Genomic DNA, 20,159 nt, shown 5'->3' on the forward strand with positions numbered 1-20,159 from the left:
GGGGACCGATCAGTCAAAATATTGCGTTCAGCGGATGCTCCGCTAGGCGGACAGCCTGGGCGGTAGGCAGGCGGGTAGCGTTCGGAGGCACCCGGAAAATCCCTCTCTCTGAGAGAGAGGGAGGGGCCCGCCGCCGGAGGCGGTGGGAGGGTGAGAGGTTTCACCTTTGGCAGGAAAGACCTGATCCCCTCGTCAGGGGCGGCGACGCAAAAGTCTTCGTCAGCCGGTGAAGCCAGGCGGCGCTTCGTTCGGAGAGTTTGTTACCTCTCACCCTCCCACCGCTGCGCGGCGGGCCCCTCCCTCTCTCAAAGAGAGAGGGACAGAAACTCTAAACCTCCACCACGCCCGCGTCGTAGGCGAAGAGGCCCAGCGTCTCTTCGTTCTTGATCTCGGTCATGCCGTAGAGGTGGGCCTCGTCGCCTTCCAGGCGGTCGGCGTTGAGGTTCGACTCGACCTGGATGAAGCCGCAGCGTTCCTTGCGGGCGGCCTCGTAGCGGGCCAGGGCTTCGGGAACGTCCGACGCGGCTTCGAAGGCGCGGGCCAGGACGAGGGCGTCCTCGATGGCGGCGGCGGCGCCTTGGCCCAGGAACGGGGTCATGGCGTGGGCCGCGTCGCCCAGCAGGGCCACACGGCCGCCGCGCACCCAGGTCTTCAGTGGCTGGCGGGCGAAGACGGCCCACTTGTAGAGCGCCGACGGATCGACGGCGTCCAGCAGGGCCTGGACGTCGCTGCTCCAGCCTTCGAAGGTCTTGCGCAGGTCGGCGAGGTCGGCGCGGATCGTCCAGCCTTCCTCGGCCCAGCCCTCCTGGCGGGCGAAGAAGACCAGATTCAGCAGGGTCGAGTTACGCAGCGGATAGCGCACGGCCATGCGGCCCGGGCCGATATGGATGCCGGGGAAGTGGGCCATGTCGGTCAGCAGGTCGCCCTCGACCGGCACGATGGCGCGCCAGACGACATGGCCGGTGAAGTGCGGCTCGCCGGGGTCGAAGCCCTTGCGGACGCCCGATTTTACGCCGTCGGCGCCGATCACCGCATCGCCCTTGATCTCGGTTCCGCCGGCCAGCACGGCGATCGCGCCGTCCTCGGTCGGCCGGGCCGCGACGCAAGGCGAGGACAGGCGCACGCTGGCGCGCCCGGTGGCTTCCAGCGCCTCGACCAGGATGGCGTGCAGGTCGGCGCGGTGGATGTAGACGTAAGGGGCGCCGTAGAGGTCGCGCACCTTCTGGCCGCGCTCGAAGGCCACGAGGTCGCGGCCGTCGGCCCAGTGCTGCACGCGCTGGCGCTGGGGCTCGACGCCGGCGGCGGTGATCGCCTCGGCCAGGCCCAGGTGGTGGTAGACGCGCATGGCGTTGGGAGCCAGCGTGACGCCGGCGCCGATTTCGCCGAGCGCGGGGGCCTGCTCCAGCACCTCGACGGTGTGGCCGGCGCGGGCCAGGGCGATGGCCGCGGTCAGGCCGCCGATGCCGGCGCCGGCGACGATCAGGTGCTGGGGACGCATGGGTAGTCTCCGTACTCAGGCATAGGTCGCCGCGTCGGCCAGCAGGGCGTCGAGCCCGGCGACCGCGTTGAGGCGAGGAAGATCGAGAATGTCGAGGCCGTCGGTGGTGCCCTCGCTGCGCAGCTGGGCCAGCCATTCGGGTGCGTAGCGGGCCAGGCCGTGCAGCAGCAGCATCGGGTGCAGGGCGATGGCGAAGCCAAGTTCCTGCAGTTCCGCGCCGGTGCGCACGGCGGTGATCCCGCCCTCGACCAGGTTGTGGATTAGGGGAACGCGGGCGGCCAGGCGCTCGGCGACGGCCTTGGTCTCTTCGAGCGTGCGGGGACCCTCGACGAAGACGATGTCGGCGCCGGCCTCGAGATAGGCCTCGGCGCGGTCGAGCGCGGCTTGCGGTCCCTCGACGCCCAGCGCGTCGGTGCGGCCGATGATCAGGGTCTCTGACCGGGCGTCGACCGCGGCGCGGACCTTGCCGACCATCTCGGCGACCGGGATCACGCCCTTGCCGCGGATGTGGCCGCAGCGCTTGGGAAAGGTCTGGTCTTCCAGCTGCACCGCGGCGGCGCCGGCCCGTTCGAGCACCTTGACCGTCCGCTGGGTGTTCAGCGCGTTGCCAAAGCCCGTGTCGATGTCGACGATCAGCGGGATGTCGACGCGGTCGGCGATGGCCCGCACCGCGTCGGCCAGCTCGCCGACGCCGACGAGGCCGACGTCGGGACGGCCCAGGCGGGCCAGCGACAGGGCCGCGCCCGATAGGAAGGCGGCTTCGAAGCCGGCCTGTTCGACCAGCAGGGCCGAGAAGCCGTCGTAGCAGCCCGGCGCGGCCAGCAGCCGGCGGCGGCCGTCGGGGGCGGCCGCCAGCCGCTGTCGCAGGCGCGTGGCGGCGCTGGTCACTCGGCGGCCTTGGAGCTGGCGCCCGTCGGGATGTGGCTCTCGTGATTGGCCAGATACCAGTCGGCGATCTCCTCGCGGGTGGCGAACCACACGCCCGGCAGGCTCTTGGCGTGCTGGATGAACTCGCGCAGGGCCCGAATCCGGTAGGCTCGGCCCGAGACGTGCGGGTGGATGCCCACGTTCATGATCCGGCCCGAGGTCGCGCCTTCCTTGTAGAGGACGTTCAACTCCTCGATCATCACGTCGCGGTACTCGTCGGTGGTGTGGCCGCGACGGGTGAGCAGGGTGAAGTCGTTGATCTCGTTGGAATAGGGCGTCGAGACGATCGGGCCGTTGGGCGTGCGCAGCAGGTAGGGCTGATCGTCGTTGAGCAGGTCGCAATAGAAGGTGCAGCCGTGCTCGGCCAGGATGTCGGCGGTCTGCAGCGTGCCGCGCAGGGACGACGACAGCCAGCCCTTGGCGCGCTTGCCGACGAACTTCTCGTACTGCTCCAGCGAGCGCAGGACGATGTCGCGTTCCTTGGCCGGTTCATGGGCGAAGTCGGTCAGCAGCTCGCCCTGTTCCCAGTTGTGGGCCAGAAGCTCCCAGCCGCGCTCCAGGCAGGCGTCGGTCATTGCCTTGCGACGCTCGAAGGTCACCGCGTTGGTGGTGCAGCTGGCCTTGACGCCCAGCTCGTCGAAGAGGTCGAACAAGCGCCAGATGCCCACCCGCTGGCCGTATTCGCGCCAGGTGTAGTTGGGGAAGTCGGGCGTATCGCCGGCCAGCACGTCGGGCAGCACGGCCGGACCGCCGGCGTAGTACTTCTCCTTGGTCGGCTTGGTGAGGTCCCAGGTCTCCAGATTGAAGGTCATGACCAGGGCCACGCGCGCGCCGTTCGGCCAGATCAGCGGCTTGCGGTGCGGAAGCGGAACGTAATCGTATTCCATACTGATACCCCGTGATCCCTAGTGCTCGAGCAGGAGCGAGCCGAAGCCGTCGATCTTGTCCGCCACGCCCATGCTCCGGAGAGCGTGCCAGTAGGTGGCGGTGTTGATGGCCACGACCGGCTTTTCCAGCCAGAACTCGGCCATGGCGGCGACCTTGGCGAAGGCCAGGTTCGTGCCGCACTGGACGACGGCGTCGGCGCCTTCGGAGACCTCTTCGGCCGCGCGCTTGAGCGTCTGCGGGGTCTCGTGGGCGATCAGCATCGGGGAGGGCGATTTGAGGCCCTTTACCTGGGTCACTTCGTAGCCCAGGTCCTCGAAGAACTTGCGCACCTGGTTGTCGCCGACCGGCATGTAGGGGGTGATGACCCCGATCTTCTTGATGCCGCCGTAGGCCTTCAGCGCCGCGTCGACGGCGGTGGAGCCCATCACCACCGGCACGCCGTTGGTGCGCTCCAGCATGCGCTGGGTCAGGCGCTCGGCGCCGTCGGCGCCGTCCCAGAAGGTTTCGGCCGACATGCCCATGACCACGCAGGCCGGGTCCATGGTCATGGCGACGTCGACGCTGTCCATGGTCGCGTCGCGGATGTTCTGCAGCATCACCATGAACGACTCGTCGTCGGTGACCTTGGTGTCGGGAATGGCGATGCGCTGGAAGTGGTTGGTGACGCCGCGCGGGCGCATGTCGTCGTATTCCGGCTGCACGCTGGTGTTGGTCGACGGCGCGATGACCGCATACTTCAGGCGGTGTCCCAATGAATCCGGCATGACGCTTCCTCGACGTTTCGATGGTCGAGGAATGGCAAAGCCGAAGCGGCCGCGCCGCACCCCAGGAGCCGATATCCGCCCGGCGGATAGGAAAAGGCGCCGCCAGAGCGGGAAGAACGGGCGTCGCTAGGGTCGTCGTTGAACCACAACGGAAATTCCTCCGGGGGACGAGACCATGCCCGCCTTCATCATCGCCACGACCGTCATCACGGACCCGCCGCGCTTCTTCGAATATGTGAAGGCCATTTCGGGCCTGGCCGAGCGCTTCGGCGGCGAGACCTATGTCCGCGGTCCGGTGACCGAAGTGCTGGAGGGCGAGGTCCCCGAAGGCGAGCGCGTGATCGTCACCCGCTATCCCGACGCCGCCGCCGCCAAGGCCTATCTGTATTCGGACGAATACCAGGCCGCCAAGCTCCTGCGGAAGGACGCGGGCAGCGTCGTGGTCCGCATGGTCGTCGTCGACTGATCAAAGCGCGTGAGCCGGGGCGCGTGGGGGAAACCGCGCCCGCAACGCCGATCCAAAACTAGCGAGGTTCCGTGGAACGATTCCAAGTCGTCGTCGCCGGCGCTGGGCCCGTGGGCTCAGTCGCGGCCTATCGGCTGGCCCAGATGGGCGTCGAGGTGCTGCTGCTGGAGGCCGCGCCCCGCTGCCCAGAGGACCTGCGCGCCTCGACCATGCATCCGCCGACGCTCGACATGATGAAAGAGCTTGGCGTGCTCGACGAGCTGGAGGCCCAGGGTCTTCGCGCGCCGATCTATCACTATCGCAACCGCCTGACGGGCGAGGTGATGGCCTTCGACATGGGCGAGCTGGGCGACATCTCAGAGCACCCGTATCGCCTGCAGTGCGAGCAGTTCAAGCTGGCGCGCCTGCTGACCGCCAAGCTGGCGGACCATCCGAAGGGGCAGGTGCGGTTCTCGCACCGGCTGGCCCACTTCACCCAGGACGACCAGGGCGTCACCGCCTTCGTCGAGGCGCCGTTCGGCATCGAGCAGGTGCGCTGCGACTATCTGATCGGCGCCGACGGGGCCAATTCGATCGTCCGCAAGTGGCTGGACATCGAGTTCGAGGGCTTCACCTATCCGGAGAAGTTCCTGACCCTGTCGACCGACTGGCCGCTGGAGGAGCACTTCCCGGGGCTGGCCCACGTCAACTACGTGGCCGATCCCAAGGAGTGGTGCGTGCTGCTGCGGGTGCCGTCGCTGTGGCGGATCCTGGTGCCGGCCAACGGCGACGAGAGCGACGAGGCGCTGCTGTCGGACGCCAAGAAGGAGGCCGTGTTCGGCGGCCTGCTGGGCGAGGGCGCGTCGGTGAAGACCGCGCACCGCACGCTCTACAAGGTGCACCAGCGGGTGGCCAAGACCTACCATGTGGGCCGGGTGCTGCTGGCGGGCGACGCGGCCCACCTCAACAATCCGCTGGGCGGGTTCGGCATGAACTCGGGCATCCACGACGTGTGGAACCTGACGGAGAAGCTGGTCGATATCCTGCAGAACAAGGGCGACGCCGAGACGCTGCTGCCGCTCTATGACCGGCAGCGGCGGGCGGTGATGCACAAGTTCATCCAGACCCAGACCATCGCCAACAAGGCGGCGATGGAGGCCGGCACCGCCGAGGCCTATGCCGAGCGCGAGGCCAAGATGCGCAAGATCCTGGCCGACCCGGAGCAGCGCCGCGAATACCTGCTGCTGCAGTCGATGTACAAGAGCCTCGAGCTCGAAGCGGCGACGGCGTGAGGGTGGGACGATGATCCAGTTTCACACCGTCCCGACCGCCAACGGCCAGAAGGTGCGGATCGTGCTGGAGGAGACGGGGCTGGCCTATGCGCTGGCCCCGGTCGACCTCTATGCCGGCGAGCACAAGAAGCCCGGCTACAAGGCCGCGCTGAGCCCGTTCGGCAAGGCGCCGGCGATCGTCGATCCCGACGGTCCCGGCGGCGCGCCGCTGGTGCTGTCGGAAACCCTGGCCATCGCCTGGTACCTGGCCGAGAAGGCCGCCAGCGACATGCTGCCCAAGGGGCCGGGCGAACGGGCCGAGTTCCTGATGTGGGCGTCCGCGGTGTCGTCGCAGCTGGCGGGCGCCTTCACCAACCAGTTCGTGGCCACGGTCATGGCGCCCGAGAAGACGCCGTGGGCGATCGAGCGGTCGCTGGCGGACTGCCACGAGCAACTGGCGGCGTTCGAGGCCCGGCTGGCGACCCGCATCTACATGCTGGGCGAGCGGTTCACGATCCTGGACGCCCTGTTCTTCCCGATGGTGGCGAGCTCCGCCAAGCGCCTGGAGGGCGGGCTGGAGCGCTATCCGAACCTGGCCCGCTACGAGGCCTTCATCGCCCAGCGGCCAGCCGTGCAGCGCGGCATGGCCAACGGCTAGAGGGGACGAGCGCCAAGGTCTTGCAACCTTGGCGCCGTACCCGACGCGAAAACCTTGTGAGACTGTTCCTCGCACGGTTAACGCGAGGCGAGGCCGCATGGAGCGCAGCTGGATCAAGGGGCGGGTGTTCGTCGTCGACGACGACCCGGTGCTGCTGGCCTTCCTGGAAGGCGCCCTGGCCAAGTCCGGCTACATCGTCCAGGCCTTCGAGTCCGCCCGCAGCGCGCTGCACGCGGCGGGCCTGGACAAGCCGGCGATCTGGCTGATCGACATCCGCATGCCCGATATGGACGGCATGGAGCTGCTGAAACTGCTGCGGGGCGGCGACGAACACCGCGAGACGCCGGTGGTCATGCTGACCGGCGAGGGGCGCCTCGACCGCATCGCTTCGGCGATGGGGGCGGGGGCGACGACCTATCTGCTCAAGCCGTTCTCGCCGCAGCAGGTGGTCGAGAAGGTCTATGCGGCGCTGAGGTTGGGGTAGAGTTTTCACGCCCTCCAACCTTGTACGTCATCCCGGCTGGAGCGAAGCGGAGAGCCGGGACCCAGGAGCCGCCGCACTGCCGCTCGCCCCTGGGTCCCGGATCGCGCCTTCGGCGCGTCCGGGATGACGATTGGAGGGTTCAGGCGGCTTGGATCTTCACCAAGCCACCTCGGCGCCCGCCAGATCCAGGAACTTGCCGGTATCGTCCAGGCTCAGCCCGGCGATGACCTTCTGCTGGCCTTCGACGCTTTCCTCGACCGAGTAGGGGGCGTCGGGGCCGCCCAGGGCGGTGCGGGTCCAGCCCGGGGCCATGGCGATAACGGTGACGCCGTCGCCCTTCAGCTCCACCGCCAGGCCCTTGGCCAGCATGTTCAGCGCGGCCTTGGACGAGCGGTAGGCGTGCGAGCCGCCGTAGATGTTGGTGCCGATCGAGGCCAGGCCGCTGGACATCATGACGATGGTTTTCTTGTCGCCGGCCTTGATGTTGTCGATCAGGGCCGCGGTGATGCGGAACGGCGAGACGACGTTGGTGGCCAGGATGTCGGCCCAGATGTCGTAGTCCATGCCGGCCAGGGTCTGGTGGGCCATGCCCTCGGGCAGCGGGATGGGACCGTAGGTGCCGGCGTTGTTGATCAGCACGTCGATGGCGACGCCCTTCAGGCGCTCGGCGAAGGCGGCGACGGACGCCGCGTCGTTCACCGACAGGGCCTCGATGCGGACCTTGCCCGGATGGGCGTCGGCGATGGCTTGCAACTCGGCGGCCGAGGCCGGGTCGCGGCAGGTCGCGATGACCTGGGCGCCGGCGGCGGCGTACTGGCGGACGTGCTCCAGGCCGATGCCGCGATTGGCGCCGGTGATCAGGACCGTGGTCATGGCGTGCTCTCTTTCTTGATTGTCGGCGCCGACTTGAACCGGGCTTGAAGGCGAGGGCGGGGCGGCGGCGATCTTCGCCGCTGTGCGGATAACGGCCCCGCCACGGGCGAGGTGGCGAGGGGGCGGCGCTAGGACCGAGGCTCGAAGATTCCGCTGGAGCCCCCGTGACGCTCATTCGCCAAGCCCCGATCATGAAGGCTTACGCCGATACGCCCGCCGGCCAGGTGCACCTGCGCCGGGTGGACGGTCCTGGCGACCCGATCGTGCTGCTGCACCGCACCCCGGTCAGCTCGGCCTGTTTCGACGGCGTGCTGGCCCGCCTGGCCGGCCGCCGCGCGGCGATCGCGCTGGACACGCCCGGCTTTGGCCAGTCGTTCCGTCCCGATGGCCTGCCCTCGACGGTGGACTATGGCGCCTGGCTGCTGGCGGCCCTGGACGCCCTGGGCGTCGAGCGCTTCCACTTGGCCGGCCACCATACCGGCACCCACATCGGCGCCGAGATCGCCGTGGCCGCGCCGGGCCGCGTGCGCTCGCTGCTGCTGAACGGCGTGCTGTTCGCCAGCGCCGAGGAACGCGAGATGTTCCGCGCCCAGGTCGGCCAGTCCGCGCCGATCGACGCGCACGGCGCCTATCTGATCCAGTCCTGGGGCGTGATGAAGGGGCTGCTGCCCCGCTTCGACGCCCAGCTGGTGCAGACCGAGTTCCTGGGCGCGATCGGCGCGCCGGACGGCCGCAACCAGGCTTTCGGGGCGATCTTCGACCAGGACTTCGCCAGCGTCTTCGCGGGGGTGACCTGCCCGGTGACCGTGCTGCAGGCGGCCGACGACCCGCTGGCCGGCTTCGTCGGCCGCATCCGCAAGGCTCGTCCGGGCGTGGTGGTGACCACCCAGGGCAAGACCGGCGTCGCCGCGCCCGAGCTGGAACCCGAAATCTTCGCCGAGACCCTGCTGGCCTTCGCGGCCGGTGTCGAAACCACGCCTCCGAACAGCCCCCTTCAGTGGACCCCGCCCATGACCAATCGCCGTTTCTCCCTCGTCCGCGCCGGCCAGGGCTTCGAGCTGGCCGAGTCCATCGTGCCGGTCCCGACGCCGGGGCCGGGCGAGGTGCTGGTGCGCGTGCGCGCCGTCGCCCTGAACCGCCGCGACGTGATGATCCGCCAGGGCTGGTATCCCGTGGGCGAGGCCGACGGCTTCACCCCGCTGTCGGACGCCGCCGGCGAGATCGTGGCGCTGGGTGAAGGCGTCGAGGGCCTGGCCGTCGGCGACCGCGTGGCCTCGACCTTCTTCCAGGCCTGGCCGGAAGGCCGCATCACCTTCCCGGCGGTGATCTCGTCGCTGGGCGCGGGCGGGCCGGGCGTGCTGGCCGAGCACGTGGTGCTGTCGGCCGGCGGCGTGGTGAAGCTGCCCGAGGGGCTCGACTTCGTGCAGGGCGCGACCCTGACCTGCTCGGGCGTCACGGCCTGGTCGTCGCTGGTGACCCATGGCGGTTTGCAGGCGGGCGACTGGGTGGTGACCCTGGGCACCGGCGGCGTCTCGCTGTGGGGCCTGCAGATCGCCAAGGCCTTCGGGGCCAAGGTGGCCGTGGTCGGCGGCGACGACGCCAAGCTGGCCCGCGCCAAGGAACTGGGCGCGGACCTGACCGTCAACTATCGCACCACGCCCGACTGGGAGGTCCCGGTGAAGGAGGCCTCGTTCGGCGGCGTGCAGCACGCCCTGGAACTGGGCGGGGCCGGCACCCTGGCCAAGTCGCAAGGCGCCCTCGGCGTCGGCGGCCACGTGGCCGTCATCGGCGCCCTGGACGGCTTCGGCGGCGCGCTGGACGCGGCGGCGATGGTCATGGCCGCCCAGCGCGCCACGGCGATCTCGGTCGGCTCGCGCGCCGACCACCAGGCGCTGTCGGACTTCGTGGCGGCCAAGGGGATCGTGCCGGTGGTCGACAGCGTGTTCGGCCTCGACGCCATCGAAGGCGCCTACGCTCGCGCCGACAAGGGCGCGTTCGGCAAGGTGGTGGTGACGCTCTGATCATTGCGTCCCTCTCTCTTTGAGAGAGGGAGGGGCCCGCCGCCGAAAGGCGGTGGGAGGGTGAGAGGTTACAATCTCACGGAAAAAGGCGCGGTCGGTTCGGCCGCGCCTTTCTTTTTTTGGATCGAGTTGTGCCGCCGCCGCTGTGGGTGGAGAGGTGAGGGATTGGCCGGCTGGCGGTGAAACCTCTCACCCTCCCACCGCTGCGCGGCGGGCCCCTCCCTCTCTCCATGAGAGAGGGTTCTGGAGTTCCACCACCTCGACCAGGGCCCCGCCGGGCGCGCGCAGCACGCCGGCGCGCTTGCCGGCGTAGACGGCGCCGTCGCGCACGGTGGGGGCCACGATCCAGTCGCCCTGGACGCTGTCGAAGTCGGGGTGCTTGAGCGTGCAGATGGCGACGCCCGGGGGCAGGGCGCCGGGGTGGCCGGGGCGCACGGTGGCCGCCTCCGGATACTGGTCGAACTCCAGGAAGACGTCCTTCTGATAGGTCGCCGTCGCCAGGGCGTGGCGGCTGTCCCTGGGCAGGTCGAAGGCGTCGTTGATCATGTTGTAGACGATGGTCATCGGCGCGCCGACGTCCAGGCCCAGCGTCTGGCTAAACCAGGCGCCGCTGGCCGCCATGTCGTCGCTGGCGAGAACCAGGATGAACAGCTTGTCGATCAGGCTGCCCGGGTGGGGCAGGCCGTTGCCGGGCGAGACGATCTCGGTGAGGTAGACGATCTCGCCGTCGGGACCCTTCACCTGCATCGGGTGGATGGTGGGCAGGCCGTCGATGCGCTTGGGCGGGCCGATGATCTCGAACGGCGCGTCCTGCATGCGGGCGTTGACGGCCATGACGTCCTGGCAGCAGATCTCGATCGCCGCCCAGCCGTAGGTGCGCAAGGGACGGTATTCCGGCACCGGGTCTCCCTCGACGAAGCGCAGGAAGACGTCGGCGCCGCTGGCCGGCTGCAAGACGGCGTAGGGCCGGCCGGCGCTGGCCGGGGCGCCCCAGCTGGCGGCGAGGTCAGCCGGAACTTCACCCTGTTCGACCACGGTGTAGTCCAGCCATTGGGCGTAGCGCTGCGCGGCCTGGGCGACGTTCGGCGTCACCAGGGTTGCGGCCCTGAGAAGGTTCATCGGTATGTCCTTGAAATCGTGCGGGCTTCAGTCGCGCAGTTCGACCGCGACGTCTTCCGAAGCGACGTCGCCCGTGGCGGTGGCGGCTTCCGCCTCCTGCTGGACGATGCGCAGCACGCGGGAGAGATATTCCTGAAGCCACAGGCCGCGCTCGGCGGCGGCTTGCGCGCTGGGCTCGAAGCGCTCGATCTCGGCGCGATCGAGGCCGCCGCGGGCCTCGATCACCCGTTCCAGCGTGTCGAGGCGGGCGCGGGTCACGGCCAGTTCCTGGACCACGGCCATGGTGATGGCCAGGACGCGTTCGACCTCGGGATTGGCGAAGAAATAGGGGCGCTTGCCGGCGGGCTTGGCGCCGGCGTCGGCGAGGGCGTCTGCGATGCTCATTGGGCTTCCTTGGTGGCCTTCCGGGCTCCGATCACGCGCCAGGCGGCCTTGCGCCCATAGTCTTCGCTGTCGTCGTCGGCGGCGTCGGGGAAGACCTGGCGGTCGACCACGGCGGTGACGCCGTCATGGATCAACTCCTCGGCGCCAAAGCCGGCCTCGACCATGCGGGCATCGAGGTCGATCTCGTGCAGCGTGCTCCAGAAGGGCTCGTTGTTGTAGAAGGCGTCCCAGTCGCGCATCGCCTGCTCGAACAGCGGCATGGTCGGCGCGTACTGCGGCTGTTCGACGTGCAGCACCACGCCGCCCGGAGCCAGCACGCGGCGGCTCTCGGCGAAGATGGCCTTCATCGAGGCCAAGGAGAGTTCGTGCAGGAACATGGTGGTCTGCACCCAGTCGAAGCTCTCGTCTTCGAAACGCGACAGGTCGGCGCCGTCGGCCTGGACGAAGCGGATGTTCGTGACGCCCAGCGAGGCGGCGCGGGCGGCGGCGTAGCGCAGCATGGGGCTGCCGACGTCTATGGCCACGACCTCGGCGTCGGGAAAGGCCTGGGCGATCGGCAGGGCGCTGTGGCCGACGGTGGCGCCGATGTCGAGGATACGCTTGGGCTTGAAGTCGGGCAGGCGGCGCTGGACCCAGCGCACCACGGCCTGGCCGCCGCCGTCGGAGAAGCGGCCCAGCAGGCCGCCGGTGGTGGCGAAGCCGCCGTGGTCGTAGTTGGCGCCGCCCGAGACGTCGCCCTCGAAGCGCTCGACGTGGTAGCTGCCGGGCATGCAGTGGTGGTCCACGGCGCTGACGTAGCGCGGGATCGGCAGGGTCGGATCCAGCTCCAGCCGGTCGTGGCCGGCGTTCAGCGCGGCGGCCTTGGCGGCCAGTTCTTCGGCCTGGCGCAGGGTGGTCCAGCGGCCGGCCTGCTGGCGCTGCTCCATGGTCAGGCGGCGAAGGGCCGACCAGGTCTGGAAGGCGGAGTCCTTCAACAGCGCCTTGCGGACCTCGTGGCGATCTTTAGGCGCGCGATCGTTGGCCTTCTCGAAGGCCGGCAGGGCGCGTGTCTCCCAGGCCTGCTTCACGCCGGGGATGACGCGGGTGGAGAGGTGGCGGTTGAGCTGGGCCAGGACGTTCAGCCGCTCGATCTCGTCGTGCGACATGTCGGGGAACACCCCGTGGCGGCCGACCTTGCGATAGTCGGGCGGGCCGTCATAGGCCTGGATCGGCCCCTCGTTGACGCGACCTGACATGGCTGACTCCTACTCGAATTGACGCGAGCTTGCGCTCGTCCGGCGGAGGATGGGCAGGCGACGGCGCGAAAATCCGCCTGTCAGGAATCTGGAGTCACGCGCCGGGCACGGCCGCGCGCTCGCCGGCGGCGGCCTCGATGCGCTGGTCCTCGACGGCATGCTCGGAAGCGAAGCGGTAGCGGCCCAGCGGTAGCAGGAAGAGGCCGCCCAGCACCAGGAGACCCGTAGCGACCAGCAGGGAGAACTGGTAGCCGCCGGTGGCGTCGAAATCGGCTCCGAAGGCCACTGGGCCCAGGCCCGAGCCGGCGGCGTAGGACAGGTAGAGGCAGCCGTAGAGCGTCGAATAGGACCGCGCCCCGAAGTAGCGGGCGATCAGGAAGGCCAGGAGGTCGAACTCCATGCCCGCCGCCATGCCGACCAGGGCGATGGCCAGAAGAGCGCCGGTAAAGCCCGGGTCCTGGCCGTGCAGGATCAGGCAGCCGACGGCCGGCAGGCACAGCAGCACCAGCGCCACGCCCGGGGCCCAGAAGCGGTCGACGAGCCAGCCGCCGGCCACGCGGCCGACGATCACCGAAAGCCCCACGACGGGCGCCAGACTGACGATTTCGGCCTTCGTGAAGCCCTTCAGCTTCAGCAGGTTCTCCAGGTTGGGAAGCGGCCCGGCGATGGCGAACGAGAACAGCAGGAAGCCGCCGGCGATCAGCCAGAACTTCGTGTCGCGCAGCGCTTGCGGAAGCGTCAGGCCGGGCAGGGGCGCGTCCTGCGTGTGGACGCGGCGGGCGCCGGGGTCCTTGAAGGCCAGCAGCGCCACGGGCAGGGCGATGACCAGGGGCAGGGCGCCGGTGACGAGGTAGGCCGCGCGCCAGCCGTGGGCCTCGATCATCCACATCAGGAACGGCTTGATCAGAAAGCCGAACACGCCGGTGCCCATCAGGGCGACGCCCAGGGCCAGGCCTTTATTCAGCTCGAAGCCGTTGTTGATCGCCCGGGTCCAGGTGGTGGGCAGGGTGCCGGCGCCGACCGCGCCCATGATCGCCCAATTCAGGTAGAACAGCGGCAGCGAGCCCTTGGTCAGGGCAAAGCCCATGAAGGCGAAGGCGAACAGCACCAGCGACGTTATGGCCACGGGCCGCACGCCGATCCTGTCGCCCAGCCAGCCGATGATCGGTCCGACGATCATCACCGCCACGGTGGCCACCGGCAGGCCCAGCATGATCGAGGCGAAGCTCCAGCCGAACTCCTTGGCCAGCTGCGGGGCCAGCATGCCGATGCTGTAGAAGGGCAGGGGCGAAAGGCCCAGGCCCACGCCCAGCACGACGCTGAGCAGCAGAGGCCAGCCGCGCCGGAATTCGCCCGTCTGGTTTTCGGATAGTTTCGCCATCGCCGTTTGCCCCGCCGCGATCACATCGGTAGGCGAGGCAGCCTGGGGCGCTGAACGGCGCCCGCAACAGGAATATCCGGAGCAGTCGCCTTGCGATCAGACATCCGACCCGGCGCGGCCCTTGCGGGGGTCAAGGTGCTCGATCTTTCCCGCGTGCTGGCCGGCCCCTGGGCGACCCAGGCCCTGGCCGACATGGGCGCCGAGGTCGTCAAGGTCGAACGGCCGGGAGCCGGCGACGACACGCGGGCCTGGGGGCCTCCGTTCTTCGAGACGCTGGAAGGGGCAAGGGGCGACGCCGCCTACTTCACCTGCGCCAATCGCAACAAGCGCTCGGTGACCATCGACATGGCCGACCCGCGCGGCGCCGAGCTGATCCGCGCGATGGCCGCCGAGGCCGACGTGGTGGTCGAGAACTTCAAGGTCGGGGGCTTGTCGAAGTACGGCCTCGACTATGCGAGCCTGGCGGCGATCAATCCGCGGCTGGTCTACTGCTCGATCACGGGGTTCGGACAGACGGGTCCTTATGCGGCGAGGGCCGGCTACGACTACATGATCCAGGCCATGGGCGGGCTGATGTCGATCACCGGCCAGCCGGACGGCGTAGACGGCGCCGAGCCCATGAAGGTGGGCGTGGCCGTGGTCGACCTGTTCACCGGCCTCTATGCGGCCAACGCCATCCTCTGCGGCCTGCTGCACGCCCGCGCGACCGGGGAGGGGCAGCACATGGACATCGCCCTGTTCGACGTGCAGGCGGCCGTGCTGGCCAACCAGGCCAGCAACTACTTCGCCACCGGCAGGGCGCCCGAGCGCCTGGGCAACGCCCACCCCAATCTCGCGCCCTACCAGGTGTTCGCCACGGCCGACGGGGCGATGGTGCTGGCGGTGGGCAATGACGGCCAGTTCCGCGCCTTCGCCAAGGCGGCCGACGCGCCGGGGCTGGCCGAGGATCCCCGCTTTACGACCAACGCCCAGCGGGTGGCGGCGCGGGGCGAGCTCGCCCAGGCCATGGCCCCGATCCTGGCGACGCGCACGACGCGGGACTGGATCGCGCTGCTGGAGGCGGCCGGGGTGCCGTGCGGGCCGATCAACACGATCGACCAGGTGTTCGAGGAGCCGCAGGCGGTGCATCGCGGTCTGGTGGTCGAGCAGGCGCGGGACGACTTGGCGTCACCGATCCGCACCGTCGCTTCGCCGATCAGGGCGTCGCGCACGCCGGTCGTGGTGGAGCGCCCGCCGCCGGCCCTCGGGGCGGATACGGCGGCGGTGCTGGCCGGGCTGGGCAAGACCGAGGCGGAGATTGCGGCGCTGAAGGCGGCGGGGGTTATCTAGAACCCGCCTCCGACAAAGCTCGTCATCCCGGGCGGAGCGAAGCGAAGACCCGGGACCCAGGGGCCGCCGCAAAGCATCGGCGGTCACCGGGGGCTTGATCCATCAACCGAGCCCAGTCTCTCTGGGTCCCGGATAACGGCTTCGCCGTTTCCGGGATGACGTCTGTGTGGGTTGCGAAAGAAATCCCCTACCGCGCCGCCCGCGCCGCGCCTTCGGGCATGGCCCCGGCGAAGTCGATGACGCACATGGCGCCGTAGGAGCGATGGCCGCCGCAGGCGACGCCGGCGCTGCTGTAGCCGGCCGACAGGATGTTGCGGCGGTGGCCGCGGCCCGGCACGCGGCTGTCGACCACCAGCTGGCGCACCACGTCGCGGGGGTCTTCGTAGCCGTAAGAGATGTTCTCGGCCGACATGCCGGCATAGACGCCGTATTTGCGCAGGCGCTGGCCCAGGCTGCCGGTCGCGCCGTGGCCGACCGTGCCGCGCGCGCCCTGGGCGCTGGCGTGGTCGCGGGCGGCGTCGTCGATGCGGCCGTCGGCGGTGAGCGGAGCCAGGGGGCGCTGGCGCTGCAGCTCGGCGATCGCCTCATGCAGCGCGTCGGGATCCTCGCCGTAGTGGGGCTCGGAGCGGCGCAGCTCGTCGGCATAGGCCCGGGGATTGGCGCGGACGTAGTTGATCTCGTCGAGCACCGCTTGCGCCTGGCTCTGGGCGGCGGCGATTTGCGGGAAGGCGAGCAGCAGCAGTCCGGCGAGCGCCAGGCTTGAGCGACGGTAAGAACGCATACGAACCTACGATACGGAAAAAGCCCCTCGATGCGTGCTGTAGCACGCTTGTTTGGATTCGCCTGTGTCCGCAGCGTCGCACCCCGGGCCTTGCTATCCGCGAGGCGAGAAAACCGGCGACGGCGCGCCAAGGCGCCTTTCGAGGCGGCATCAAGACGGCCTGACAACCGCCGGATTCTGCGATGCTTCTCGCCCTGATCACGCTGCTGCACGTGCTGGTCTTCGTCTACTGGCTGGGCGGGGACCTTGGGGCCTTCTACACCTCGCGCTACGCCGCCGATCCGGCCCGCACGGTCAAGGAGCGGGGGCTGGCGCTGAAGGTGCTGGCCGATATCGACATGGCCCCGCGCACCTGCCTGATCCTGGCCCTGCCCACCGGCCTGACCCTGGCCAAGCTGAAGGGCTGGTGGGATGTCGCGCCCGAGGGGGTGGCCGCCGTCTGGGCCCTGTGCCTGTTCTGGCTGGTCATGGCCTGGGCGATCCACATTCATCATAGTCCGCCCAAGGCCGGTGTGCGCCGCATCGACATCGCCATCCGCTGGGGCGTGCTGGTCGCGCTGGCCGGCTTCGGCGGCGCCAGCCTCGTTGGCCTGACGACCGCGCCGCTGTTCCTGGCCCTGAAGATGCTGATCCTGGCGATCGCCATCAGCTGCGGCCTGTTCATCCGCAAGCTGCTGGCCCCGCTGGGCCCGCCGGTCGTGGCCATGATGACGACCGGACCCACTCCGGAGGGCGACGCGATCATCGCCGACGTGCTGGCCAAGAGCCGTCCCGTGGTCGTCAGCCTGTGGATCCTGCTGATCCTCGCCGCGCTGCTCGGCCTCTGGACCCCATCTTAAGGAGCCCCGCCATGATCCTGCGCTTCGAACCGACCATGGTCCGCGAGGACAAGACCGCGCGCGAACTCTACGAGGCGGTGAAGGCCAATCCGGCCCGCGCCCGCTTCGGCTTCGGGTCCAAGGCGGCGGTGGTCAATATCGACTTCCAGCAGGCCTATACGCGGCCCGACCTGTTCCCCAAGAGCGCCTATGTCACCGATCCTGACCAGATCGCGCATGTGAACCGCATCTCGGCCCTGGCGCGGGCGCGCGGCATGCCGGTGATCTGGACGCGGGTGATGTACAAACCCGACGGCGGCGACGCCGGCGTCTGGGGCACGCGCACCGACACCCCCGACAGCCTGCAGAACATCAAGCAGGACAGCGAGCGCCACGCCTTCGACCCCCGGGTCGAGATCGACGCGGCCGTCGACCTCGTCTTCGACAAGCGCATGCCCAGCGCCTTCTTCGAGAGCCCGCTGCAGAGCTATCTCGTCTGGCACAAGGTCGACACGGTGATCCTCACCGGCGGCTCGACCAGCGGCTGCGTGCGCGCCAGCGCGGTCGAGAGCCTGTCGCGCGGCTATCGCACCATCGTTCCCGAGCAGTGCGTGGCCGACAAGCACGAGAGCTACCACTTCGCCAACCTGACGGACCTGCAGCTGAAGTACGCGGACGTGGTGGACGTTGAGGAAGCGGCGGCCTGGTTGCGGGGGTGAGGCGGTAAGCGTCGCCGATGTTCACTGCGGCGGCTTCACCCTCAGGTCCATGCCGAGCGTCGGGCCGATGCCGTCGGGGTGTTCGCCGAAGGGGTTGAGACGACGGCGATGGGCGATGGCCTCAAGCCGCGTTCGCAGATCGTCGTCGATGACGATGGCCTGCTCGACTCCGTCTTCGTTGTCCAGACCGCCTTGGGAGGCGACGAGAACCGCGTTCAGGGCCGTCAGAAAGGCTTCGTCATCGGGCGTTCCCTCGGCCGGCGGACAGTCGAGGTGTCTGAGGACCACTTCCAGCGCGTCTTCGAAGGTCGGTGACATGGCGGGCCCTTTCGAAATCCCGAGCCGGGGAGAGCGCCAGCGAAAGCCGCTTCAGTAGAACGTTCAAGCGCCGCCATGGTTCGGGCTCTTGCTGCGCGGTCTCGTCGCTGGGGTCGGGCGCTGAGGCCGGACCAGATTTGTGGTAGAACTACAGCTTCGGCGCCGCGTTGAGAGTCCGGCGCAAGCGCCGATCTCTCGCCCGGGAACGGCTTTCGTTTCGAGAGCCTTCGGGTCGCGGATTCCCATATGCTCGATGAGGCTCGCCCCGTTCCGTCGCCCATCGACGCCTTGGCCCAGGCCCTGGTGGTCTCGTCGGATGCGCCCATACTTCTGCTCGATGGCCACTTCAGGATCGTCGCGGCGAGCGAGTCCTTCGCCGAAGCCTTTCGCATCGACGTTGAGAATGTGGTCGGCCTGTCGGCGTTCGCCCTCGGCGAAGGCGAATGGAACGCGCCGTCGTTGCGCGACTTGCTCACCGCCGCGCTGAGCGGGGGCGGCGCCGTCGAGGCCGGTGAGATGGATCTGGTCCGAGCTGGCGAGGACGCCAGGCGGCTGGTGATCAGGGCGCGCCGGCTCGACTACGGCGATCCTTCCAACCCGCTCCTGCTCCTGACCATCTTCGACGTGACGGACGCGCGCCTCGCCGACCGCGTCAAGGACGACCTAGTGCGCGAGAAGGCCGTGCTGTTCGACGAACTGCAGCACAGGATCGCCAACAGCCTGCAGATCATCGCCAGCATCCTGATGCAGTCGGCTCGCAAGGCGCCATCCGCCGAGATCCGCGCCCATGTCGCCGACGCCCACAGCCGCGTGATGTCGGTCGCCGCCCTCCAGCGCCAACTTGTGGAGTCGGGCGCTGGGGAAGTGGAGCTGAAGGCCTATTTCAGGGCGCTGTGCGACGGCATCGCCGCCTCGATGGTCTCCAACCCCGAGAAGTTGACCCTCTCCGTCGTCAGCGACGAGCACTGGGTGCCCGCGGAGGTTTCGGTAAGCATGGGGCTGATCGTCACCGAGTTGGTCATCAACGCCCTCAAGCACGCATTTCCAGGGCGCGAGGGCGGGCATATCTGGGTGGAGTACAGCGCTCCTGAGGACGGCTGGCTGCTGTCGGTCGCCGACGATGGCGTGGGCATGCCGATCGGACCCGGACCAGCGAGGGTCGGCCTTGGCTCGAGCATCATTCAGGCGCTGGCCAAGCAGTTGAGGGCGGAAGTCGTGATGGATGGCTCGGGGCCTGGCGCTCGCGTCGCCATTGTCCACCTGCAGCAACCACGAGGCGCGTCGAAACCATGACGTCCGCCTTACGGGCGAGACTCCGGTTCCGCTAGTCGCGCATGCCGCCAGGCGAGATGCGCGGCGTCTCGCGAAGGCCTGATCCCGCCAAAAGAAAAGGCCACCAGCTCGGGGGAGCCGGCGGCCTTCAGTCATGTGGAATTCCGGGGAGGAAATCCGCCTGGAGAAACCTAGTCTACGACCTGGTAGCGGCCCGAGGCGTCGGGGCAGACGCGGACGAAGCGCTTCTGGGTGCGGCCGTCCGGCAGGTAGATCGGGCTTTCGGCCAGGGTGCAGCCGTTGGCGTCGGCGCGGCCTTCGGTCACGCGGTAGGAGCGTTCCGACTCGTAGGTGTAGCCGTTACCGCCACGACGATCGTAGTAGGCGTCGTCATAGCCGCCGTTGTCGTAGCCGCGGTCATAGTCGTTGTAGGCGCGGGGCGGGGGAGGCGGCGGGGGAACCGCGCCCGGGGCGCAGGCGGCCGAGCTCTTGCCGATGTTGCCGCCGACGACCGCGCCGAGCAGGCCGCCCAGCACCGCGCCTTCGGTCTTGGCGCCGCGACCCGCGACGCTGCCGCCGATCGCCGCGCCGATGCCGGCGCCGGCCAGGCCGCCGCCGGTGGCGCGGTTGGTCGTGCTGCGACGGCAGGGGTCGTAGTAGTAGCCGTTACGGTCGTAGGCGCCGCCCTGGTACGAACCTTGGCCGTAGCCATAGGCCTGGGCCGAAGCGACGGTCGGAGCCGCGGCGCCGACGAGGGCCGCGCCGGCGACGAGGGCGCTGATGGCGGTCCGGATCATCATCGAAAAACTCTCCCTGAAGGCGGGCGTGACGATCGGGGGACCGTCCGTTGTCCGCACCATGCCAAGCCGTTCCTGAACGGCCGTTGACCGGACCGTTCATCTTCGTTCACGCACCAGTTCGTTCACGCATGAAGGCGCCGAATGAGGTATGGACGCGCTCGAACTGGCTTCTTC

21 protein-coding genes are annotated in these 20,159 nt (G+C 69.2%); 9 read left to right on the forward strand and 12 right to left on the reverse strand.

Features of this window, described 5'->3' with window-relative positions; genetic code table 11:
• Positions 1–328: 328 nt before the first annotated feature.
• From DDF62_RS00430 to DDF62_RS00445, 4 genes are read right to left on the reverse strand one after another with little or no spacing between them, the layout of a single operon-like run.
• Positions 329–1,498 (reverse strand): FAD-dependent monooxygenase, encoded by a 1,170-nt coding sequence (locus tag DDF62_RS00430; protein ID WP_116487267.1) that lies wholly within the window; start codon positions 1,496–1,498, stop codon positions 329–331.
• 15 nt (positions 1,499–1,513) lie between these two features.
• Entirely contained in the window at positions 1,514–2,386 is an 873-nt protein-coding gene (locus tag DDF62_RS00435) for an isocitrate lyase/PEP mutase family protein (RefSeq protein WP_244286656.1), read from the reverse strand.
• On the reverse strand, positions 2,383–3,312 hold the full coding sequence (locus tag DDF62_RS00440) for a polysaccharide deacetylase family protein (protein ID WP_116487268.1): 930 nt from the start codon (positions 3,310–3,312) through the stop codon (positions 2,383–2,385). Before DDF62_RS00440 ends, DDF62_RS00435 begins: the two co-directional genes overlap by 4 nt.
• An 18-nt stretch (positions 3,313–3,330) precedes the next feature.
• Positions 3,331–4,077: a maleate cis-trans isomerase family protein gene (locus DDF62_RS00445; protein WP_116487269.1), complete on the reverse strand. Its 747-nt coding sequence runs from the start codon at positions 4,075–4,077 to the stop codon at positions 3,331–3,333.
• Positions 4,078–4,252: 175 nt separating this feature from the next.
• Between DDF62_RS00445 and DDF62_RS00450 the strand changes: the two genes are divergently transcribed.
• From DDF62_RS00450 to DDF62_RS00465, 4 genes are all read left to right on the forward strand, one after another.
• Complete coding sequence (locus tag DDF62_RS00450; RefSeq protein ID WP_116487270.1) at positions 4,253–4,543, forward strand: DUF1330 domain-containing protein; 291 nt, start codon at positions 4,253–4,255, stop codon at positions 4,541–4,543.
• A gap of 71 nt (positions 4,544–4,614) precedes the next feature.
• Positions 4,615–5,814 carry an FAD-dependent oxidoreductase gene (locus DDF62_RS00455; RefSeq protein ID WP_116487271.1) on the forward strand — a complete coding sequence of 400 codons (1,200 nt, stop codon included), beginning with the start codon at positions 4,615–4,617 and terminating at the stop codon, positions 5,812–5,814.
• Between the two features lie 10 nt (positions 5,815–5,824).
• Complete coding sequence (locus DDF62_RS00460) at positions 5,825–6,451, forward strand: glutathione S-transferase family protein (RefSeq protein WP_165832137.1); 627 nt, start codon at positions 5,825–5,827, stop codon at positions 6,449–6,451.
• 97 nt (positions 6,452–6,548) lie between these two features.
• Positions 6,549–6,935 carry a response regulator transcription factor gene (locus DDF62_RS00465; RefSeq protein WP_101718966.1) on the forward strand — a complete coding sequence of 129 codons (387 nt, stop codon included), beginning with the start codon at positions 6,549–6,551 and terminating at the stop codon, positions 6,933–6,935.
• A gap of 156 nt (positions 6,936–7,091) precedes the next feature.
• Here DDF62_RS00465 and DDF62_RS00470 read toward each other — a convergent pair whose 3' ends face one another.
• Positions 7,092–7,808, reverse strand: coding sequence for an SDR family oxidoreductase (locus tag DDF62_RS00470; RefSeq protein WP_116487273.1), 717 nt, complete (start codon positions 7,806–7,808; stop codon positions 7,092–7,094).
• 164 nt (positions 7,809–7,972) lie between these two features.
• Here DDF62_RS00470 and DDF62_RS00475 point away from each other — a divergent pair, with 164 nt between their 5' ends.
• A complete protein-coding gene (locus tag DDF62_RS00475; protein WP_116487274.1) occupies positions 7,973–9,829 on the forward strand; it encodes an alpha/beta fold hydrolase in 1,857 nt (618 codons plus the stop codon).
• Positions 9,830–10,018: 189 nt separating this feature from the next.
• Here DDF62_RS00475 and DDF62_RS00480 read toward each other — a convergent pair whose 3' ends face one another.
• The 4 genes from DDF62_RS00480 to DDF62_RS00495 form a co-directional block, all read right to left on the reverse strand.
• Positions 10,019–10,948: a VOC family protein gene (locus DDF62_RS00480; protein ID WP_116487275.1), complete on the reverse strand. Its 930-nt coding sequence runs from the start codon at positions 10,946–10,948 to the stop codon at positions 10,019–10,021.
• Between the two features lie 27 nt (positions 10,949–10,975).
• Positions 10,976–11,332: a hypothetical protein gene (locus DDF62_RS00485; RefSeq protein WP_116487276.1), complete on the reverse strand. Its 357-nt coding sequence runs from the start codon at positions 11,330–11,332 to the stop codon at positions 10,976–10,978.
• On the reverse strand, positions 11,329–12,567 hold the full coding sequence (locus DDF62_RS00490; RefSeq protein ID WP_116487277.1) for a class I SAM-dependent methyltransferase: 1,239 nt from the start codon (positions 12,565–12,567) through the stop codon (positions 11,329–11,331). The genes DDF62_RS00485 and DDF62_RS00490 overlap by 4 nt, the downstream gene beginning before the upstream one ends.
• A gap of 94 nt (positions 12,568–12,661) precedes the next feature.
• Complete coding sequence (locus DDF62_RS00495; RefSeq protein WP_116487278.1) at positions 12,662–13,948, reverse strand: MFS transporter; 1,287 nt, start codon at positions 13,946–13,948, stop codon at positions 12,662–12,664.
• Positions 13,949–14,038: 90 nt separating this feature from the next.
• On the opposite strand from DDF62_RS00495, the gene DDF62_RS00500 reads away from it, so the two are divergent.
• A complete protein-coding gene (locus DDF62_RS00500) occupies positions 14,039–15,277 on the forward strand; it encodes a CaiB/BaiF CoA transferase family protein (protein WP_244286657.1) in 1,239 nt (412 codons plus the stop codon).
• 187 nt (positions 15,278–15,464) lie between these two features.
• Here DDF62_RS00500 and DDF62_RS00505 read toward each other — a convergent pair whose 3' ends face one another.
• Entirely contained in the window at positions 15,465–16,058 is a 594-nt protein-coding gene (locus DDF62_RS00505; protein WP_116487279.1) for a CAP domain-containing protein, read from the reverse strand.
• A gap of 182 nt (positions 16,059–16,240) precedes the next feature.
• Here DDF62_RS00505 and DDF62_RS00510 point away from each other — a divergent pair, with 182 nt between their 5' ends.
• Both DDF62_RS00510 and DDF62_RS00515 read left to right on the forward strand, forming a co-directional pair.
• The gene (locus tag DDF62_RS00510; protein ID WP_116487280.1) at positions 16,241–16,897 is read left to right on the forward strand and encodes a hypothetical protein; all 657 of its coding nucleotides are present in this window, start codon (positions 16,241–16,243) and stop codon (positions 16,895–16,897) included.
• 11 nt (positions 16,898–16,908) lie between these two features.
• On the forward strand, positions 16,909–17,595 hold the full coding sequence (locus DDF62_RS00515; protein ID WP_208866795.1) for an isochorismatase family protein: 687 nt from the start codon (positions 16,909–16,911) through the stop codon (positions 17,593–17,595).
• Positions 17,596–17,616: 21 nt separating this feature from the next.
• Here DDF62_RS00515 and DDF62_RS00520 read toward each other — a convergent pair whose 3' ends face one another.
• Positions 17,617–17,913: a hypothetical protein gene (locus tag DDF62_RS00520; protein ID WP_116487281.1), complete on the reverse strand. Its 297-nt coding sequence runs from the start codon at positions 17,911–17,913 to the stop codon at positions 17,617–17,619.
• 246 nt (positions 17,914–18,159) lie between these two features.
• Here DDF62_RS00520 and DDF62_RS00525 point away from each other — a divergent pair, with 246 nt between their 5' ends.
• Positions 18,160–19,206, forward strand: coding sequence for a sensor histidine kinase (locus DDF62_RS00525; protein ID WP_116487282.1), 1,047 nt, complete (start codon positions 18,160–18,162; stop codon positions 19,204–19,206).
• A 170-nt stretch (positions 19,207–19,376) separates the two neighbouring features.
• Here the strand turns inward: DDF62_RS00525 and DDF62_RS00530 are convergent, their stop codons facing one another.
• A complete protein-coding gene (locus DDF62_RS00530) occupies positions 19,377–19,985 on the reverse strand; it encodes a hypothetical protein (RefSeq protein ID WP_116487283.1) in 609 nt (202 codons plus the stop codon).
• Between the last annotated feature and the right edge of the window lie 174 nt (positions 19,986–20,159).

The sequence above is a fragment of the Caulobacter radicis genome, from assembly GCF_003094615.1.
GTDB classification, from domain to species: Bacteria; Pseudomonadota; Alphaproteobacteria; order Caulobacterales; family Caulobacteraceae; genus Caulobacter; species Caulobacter radicis.

What these genes read in the sequence shown, in the direction of transcription:
- DDF62_RS00430 (WP_116487267.1), bottom strand. Translation starts at nt 1,498, where the DNA reads ATGCGTCCCCAGCACCTGATCGTCGCCGGCGCCGGCATCGGCGGCCTG.
- DDF62_RS00440 (WP_116487268.1), bottom strand. Translation starts at nt 3,312, where the DNA reads ATGGAATACGATTACGTTCCGCTTCCGCACCGCAAGCCGCTGATCTGG.
- DDF62_RS00445 (WP_116487269.1), bottom strand. Translation starts at nt 4,077, where the DNA reads ATGCCGGATTCATTGGGACACCGCCTGAAGTATGCGGTCATCGCGCCG.
- DDF62_RS00450 (WP_116487270.1), top strand. Translation starts at nt 4,253, where the DNA reads ATGCCCGCCTTCATCATCGCCACGACCGTCATCACGGACCCGCCGCGC.
- DDF62_RS00460 (WP_165832137.1), top strand. Translation starts at nt 5,825, where the DNA reads ATGATCCAGTTTCACACCGTCCCGACCGCCAACGGCCAGAAGGTGCGG.
- DDF62_RS00465 (WP_101718966.1), top strand. Translation starts at nt 6,549, where the DNA reads ATGGAGCGCAGCTGGATCAAGGGGCGGGTGTTCGTCGTCGACGACGAC.
- DDF62_RS00470 (WP_116487273.1), bottom strand. Translation starts at nt 7,808, where the DNA reads ATGACCACGGTCCTGATCACCGGCGCCAATCGCGGCATCGGCCTGGAG.
- DDF62_RS00480 (WP_116487275.1), bottom strand. Translation starts at nt 10,948, where the DNA reads ATGAACCTTCTCAGGGCCGCAACCCTGGTGACGCCGAACGTCGCCCAG.
- DDF62_RS00485 (WP_116487276.1), bottom strand. Translation starts at nt 11,332, where the DNA reads ATGAGCATCGCAGACGCCCTCGCCGACGCCGGCGCCAAGCCCGCCGGC.
- DDF62_RS00490 (WP_116487277.1), bottom strand. Translation starts at nt 12,567, where the DNA reads ATGTCAGGTCGCGTCAACGAGGGGCCGATCCAGGCCTATGACGGCCCG.
- DDF62_RS00495 (WP_116487278.1), bottom strand. Translation starts at nt 13,948, where the DNA reads ATGGCGAAACTATCCGAAAACCAGACGGGCGAATTCCGGCGCGGCTGG.
- DDF62_RS00505 (WP_116487279.1), bottom strand. Translation starts at nt 16,058, where the DNA reads ATGCGTTCTTACCGTCGCTCAAGCCTGGCGCTCGCCGGACTGCTGCTG.
- DDF62_RS00510 (WP_116487280.1), top strand. Translation starts at nt 16,241, where the DNA reads ATGCTTCTCGCCCTGATCACGCTGCTGCACGTGCTGGTCTTCGTCTAC.
- DDF62_RS00515 (WP_208866795.1), top strand. Translation starts at nt 16,909, where the DNA reads ATGATCCTGCGCTTCGAACCGACCATGGTCCGCGAGGACAAGACCGCG.
- DDF62_RS00520 (WP_116487281.1), bottom strand. Translation starts at nt 17,913, where the DNA reads ATGTCACCGACCTTCGAAGACGCGCTGGAAGTGGTCCTCAGACACCTC.
- DDF62_RS00525 (WP_116487282.1), top strand. Translation starts at nt 18,160, where the DNA reads ATGCTCGATGAGGCTCGCCCCGTTCCGTCGCCCATCGACGCCTTGGCC.
- DDF62_RS00530 (WP_116487283.1), bottom strand. Translation starts at nt 19,985, where the DNA reads ATGATGATCCGGACCGCCATCAGCGCCCTCGTCGCCGGCGCGGCCCTC.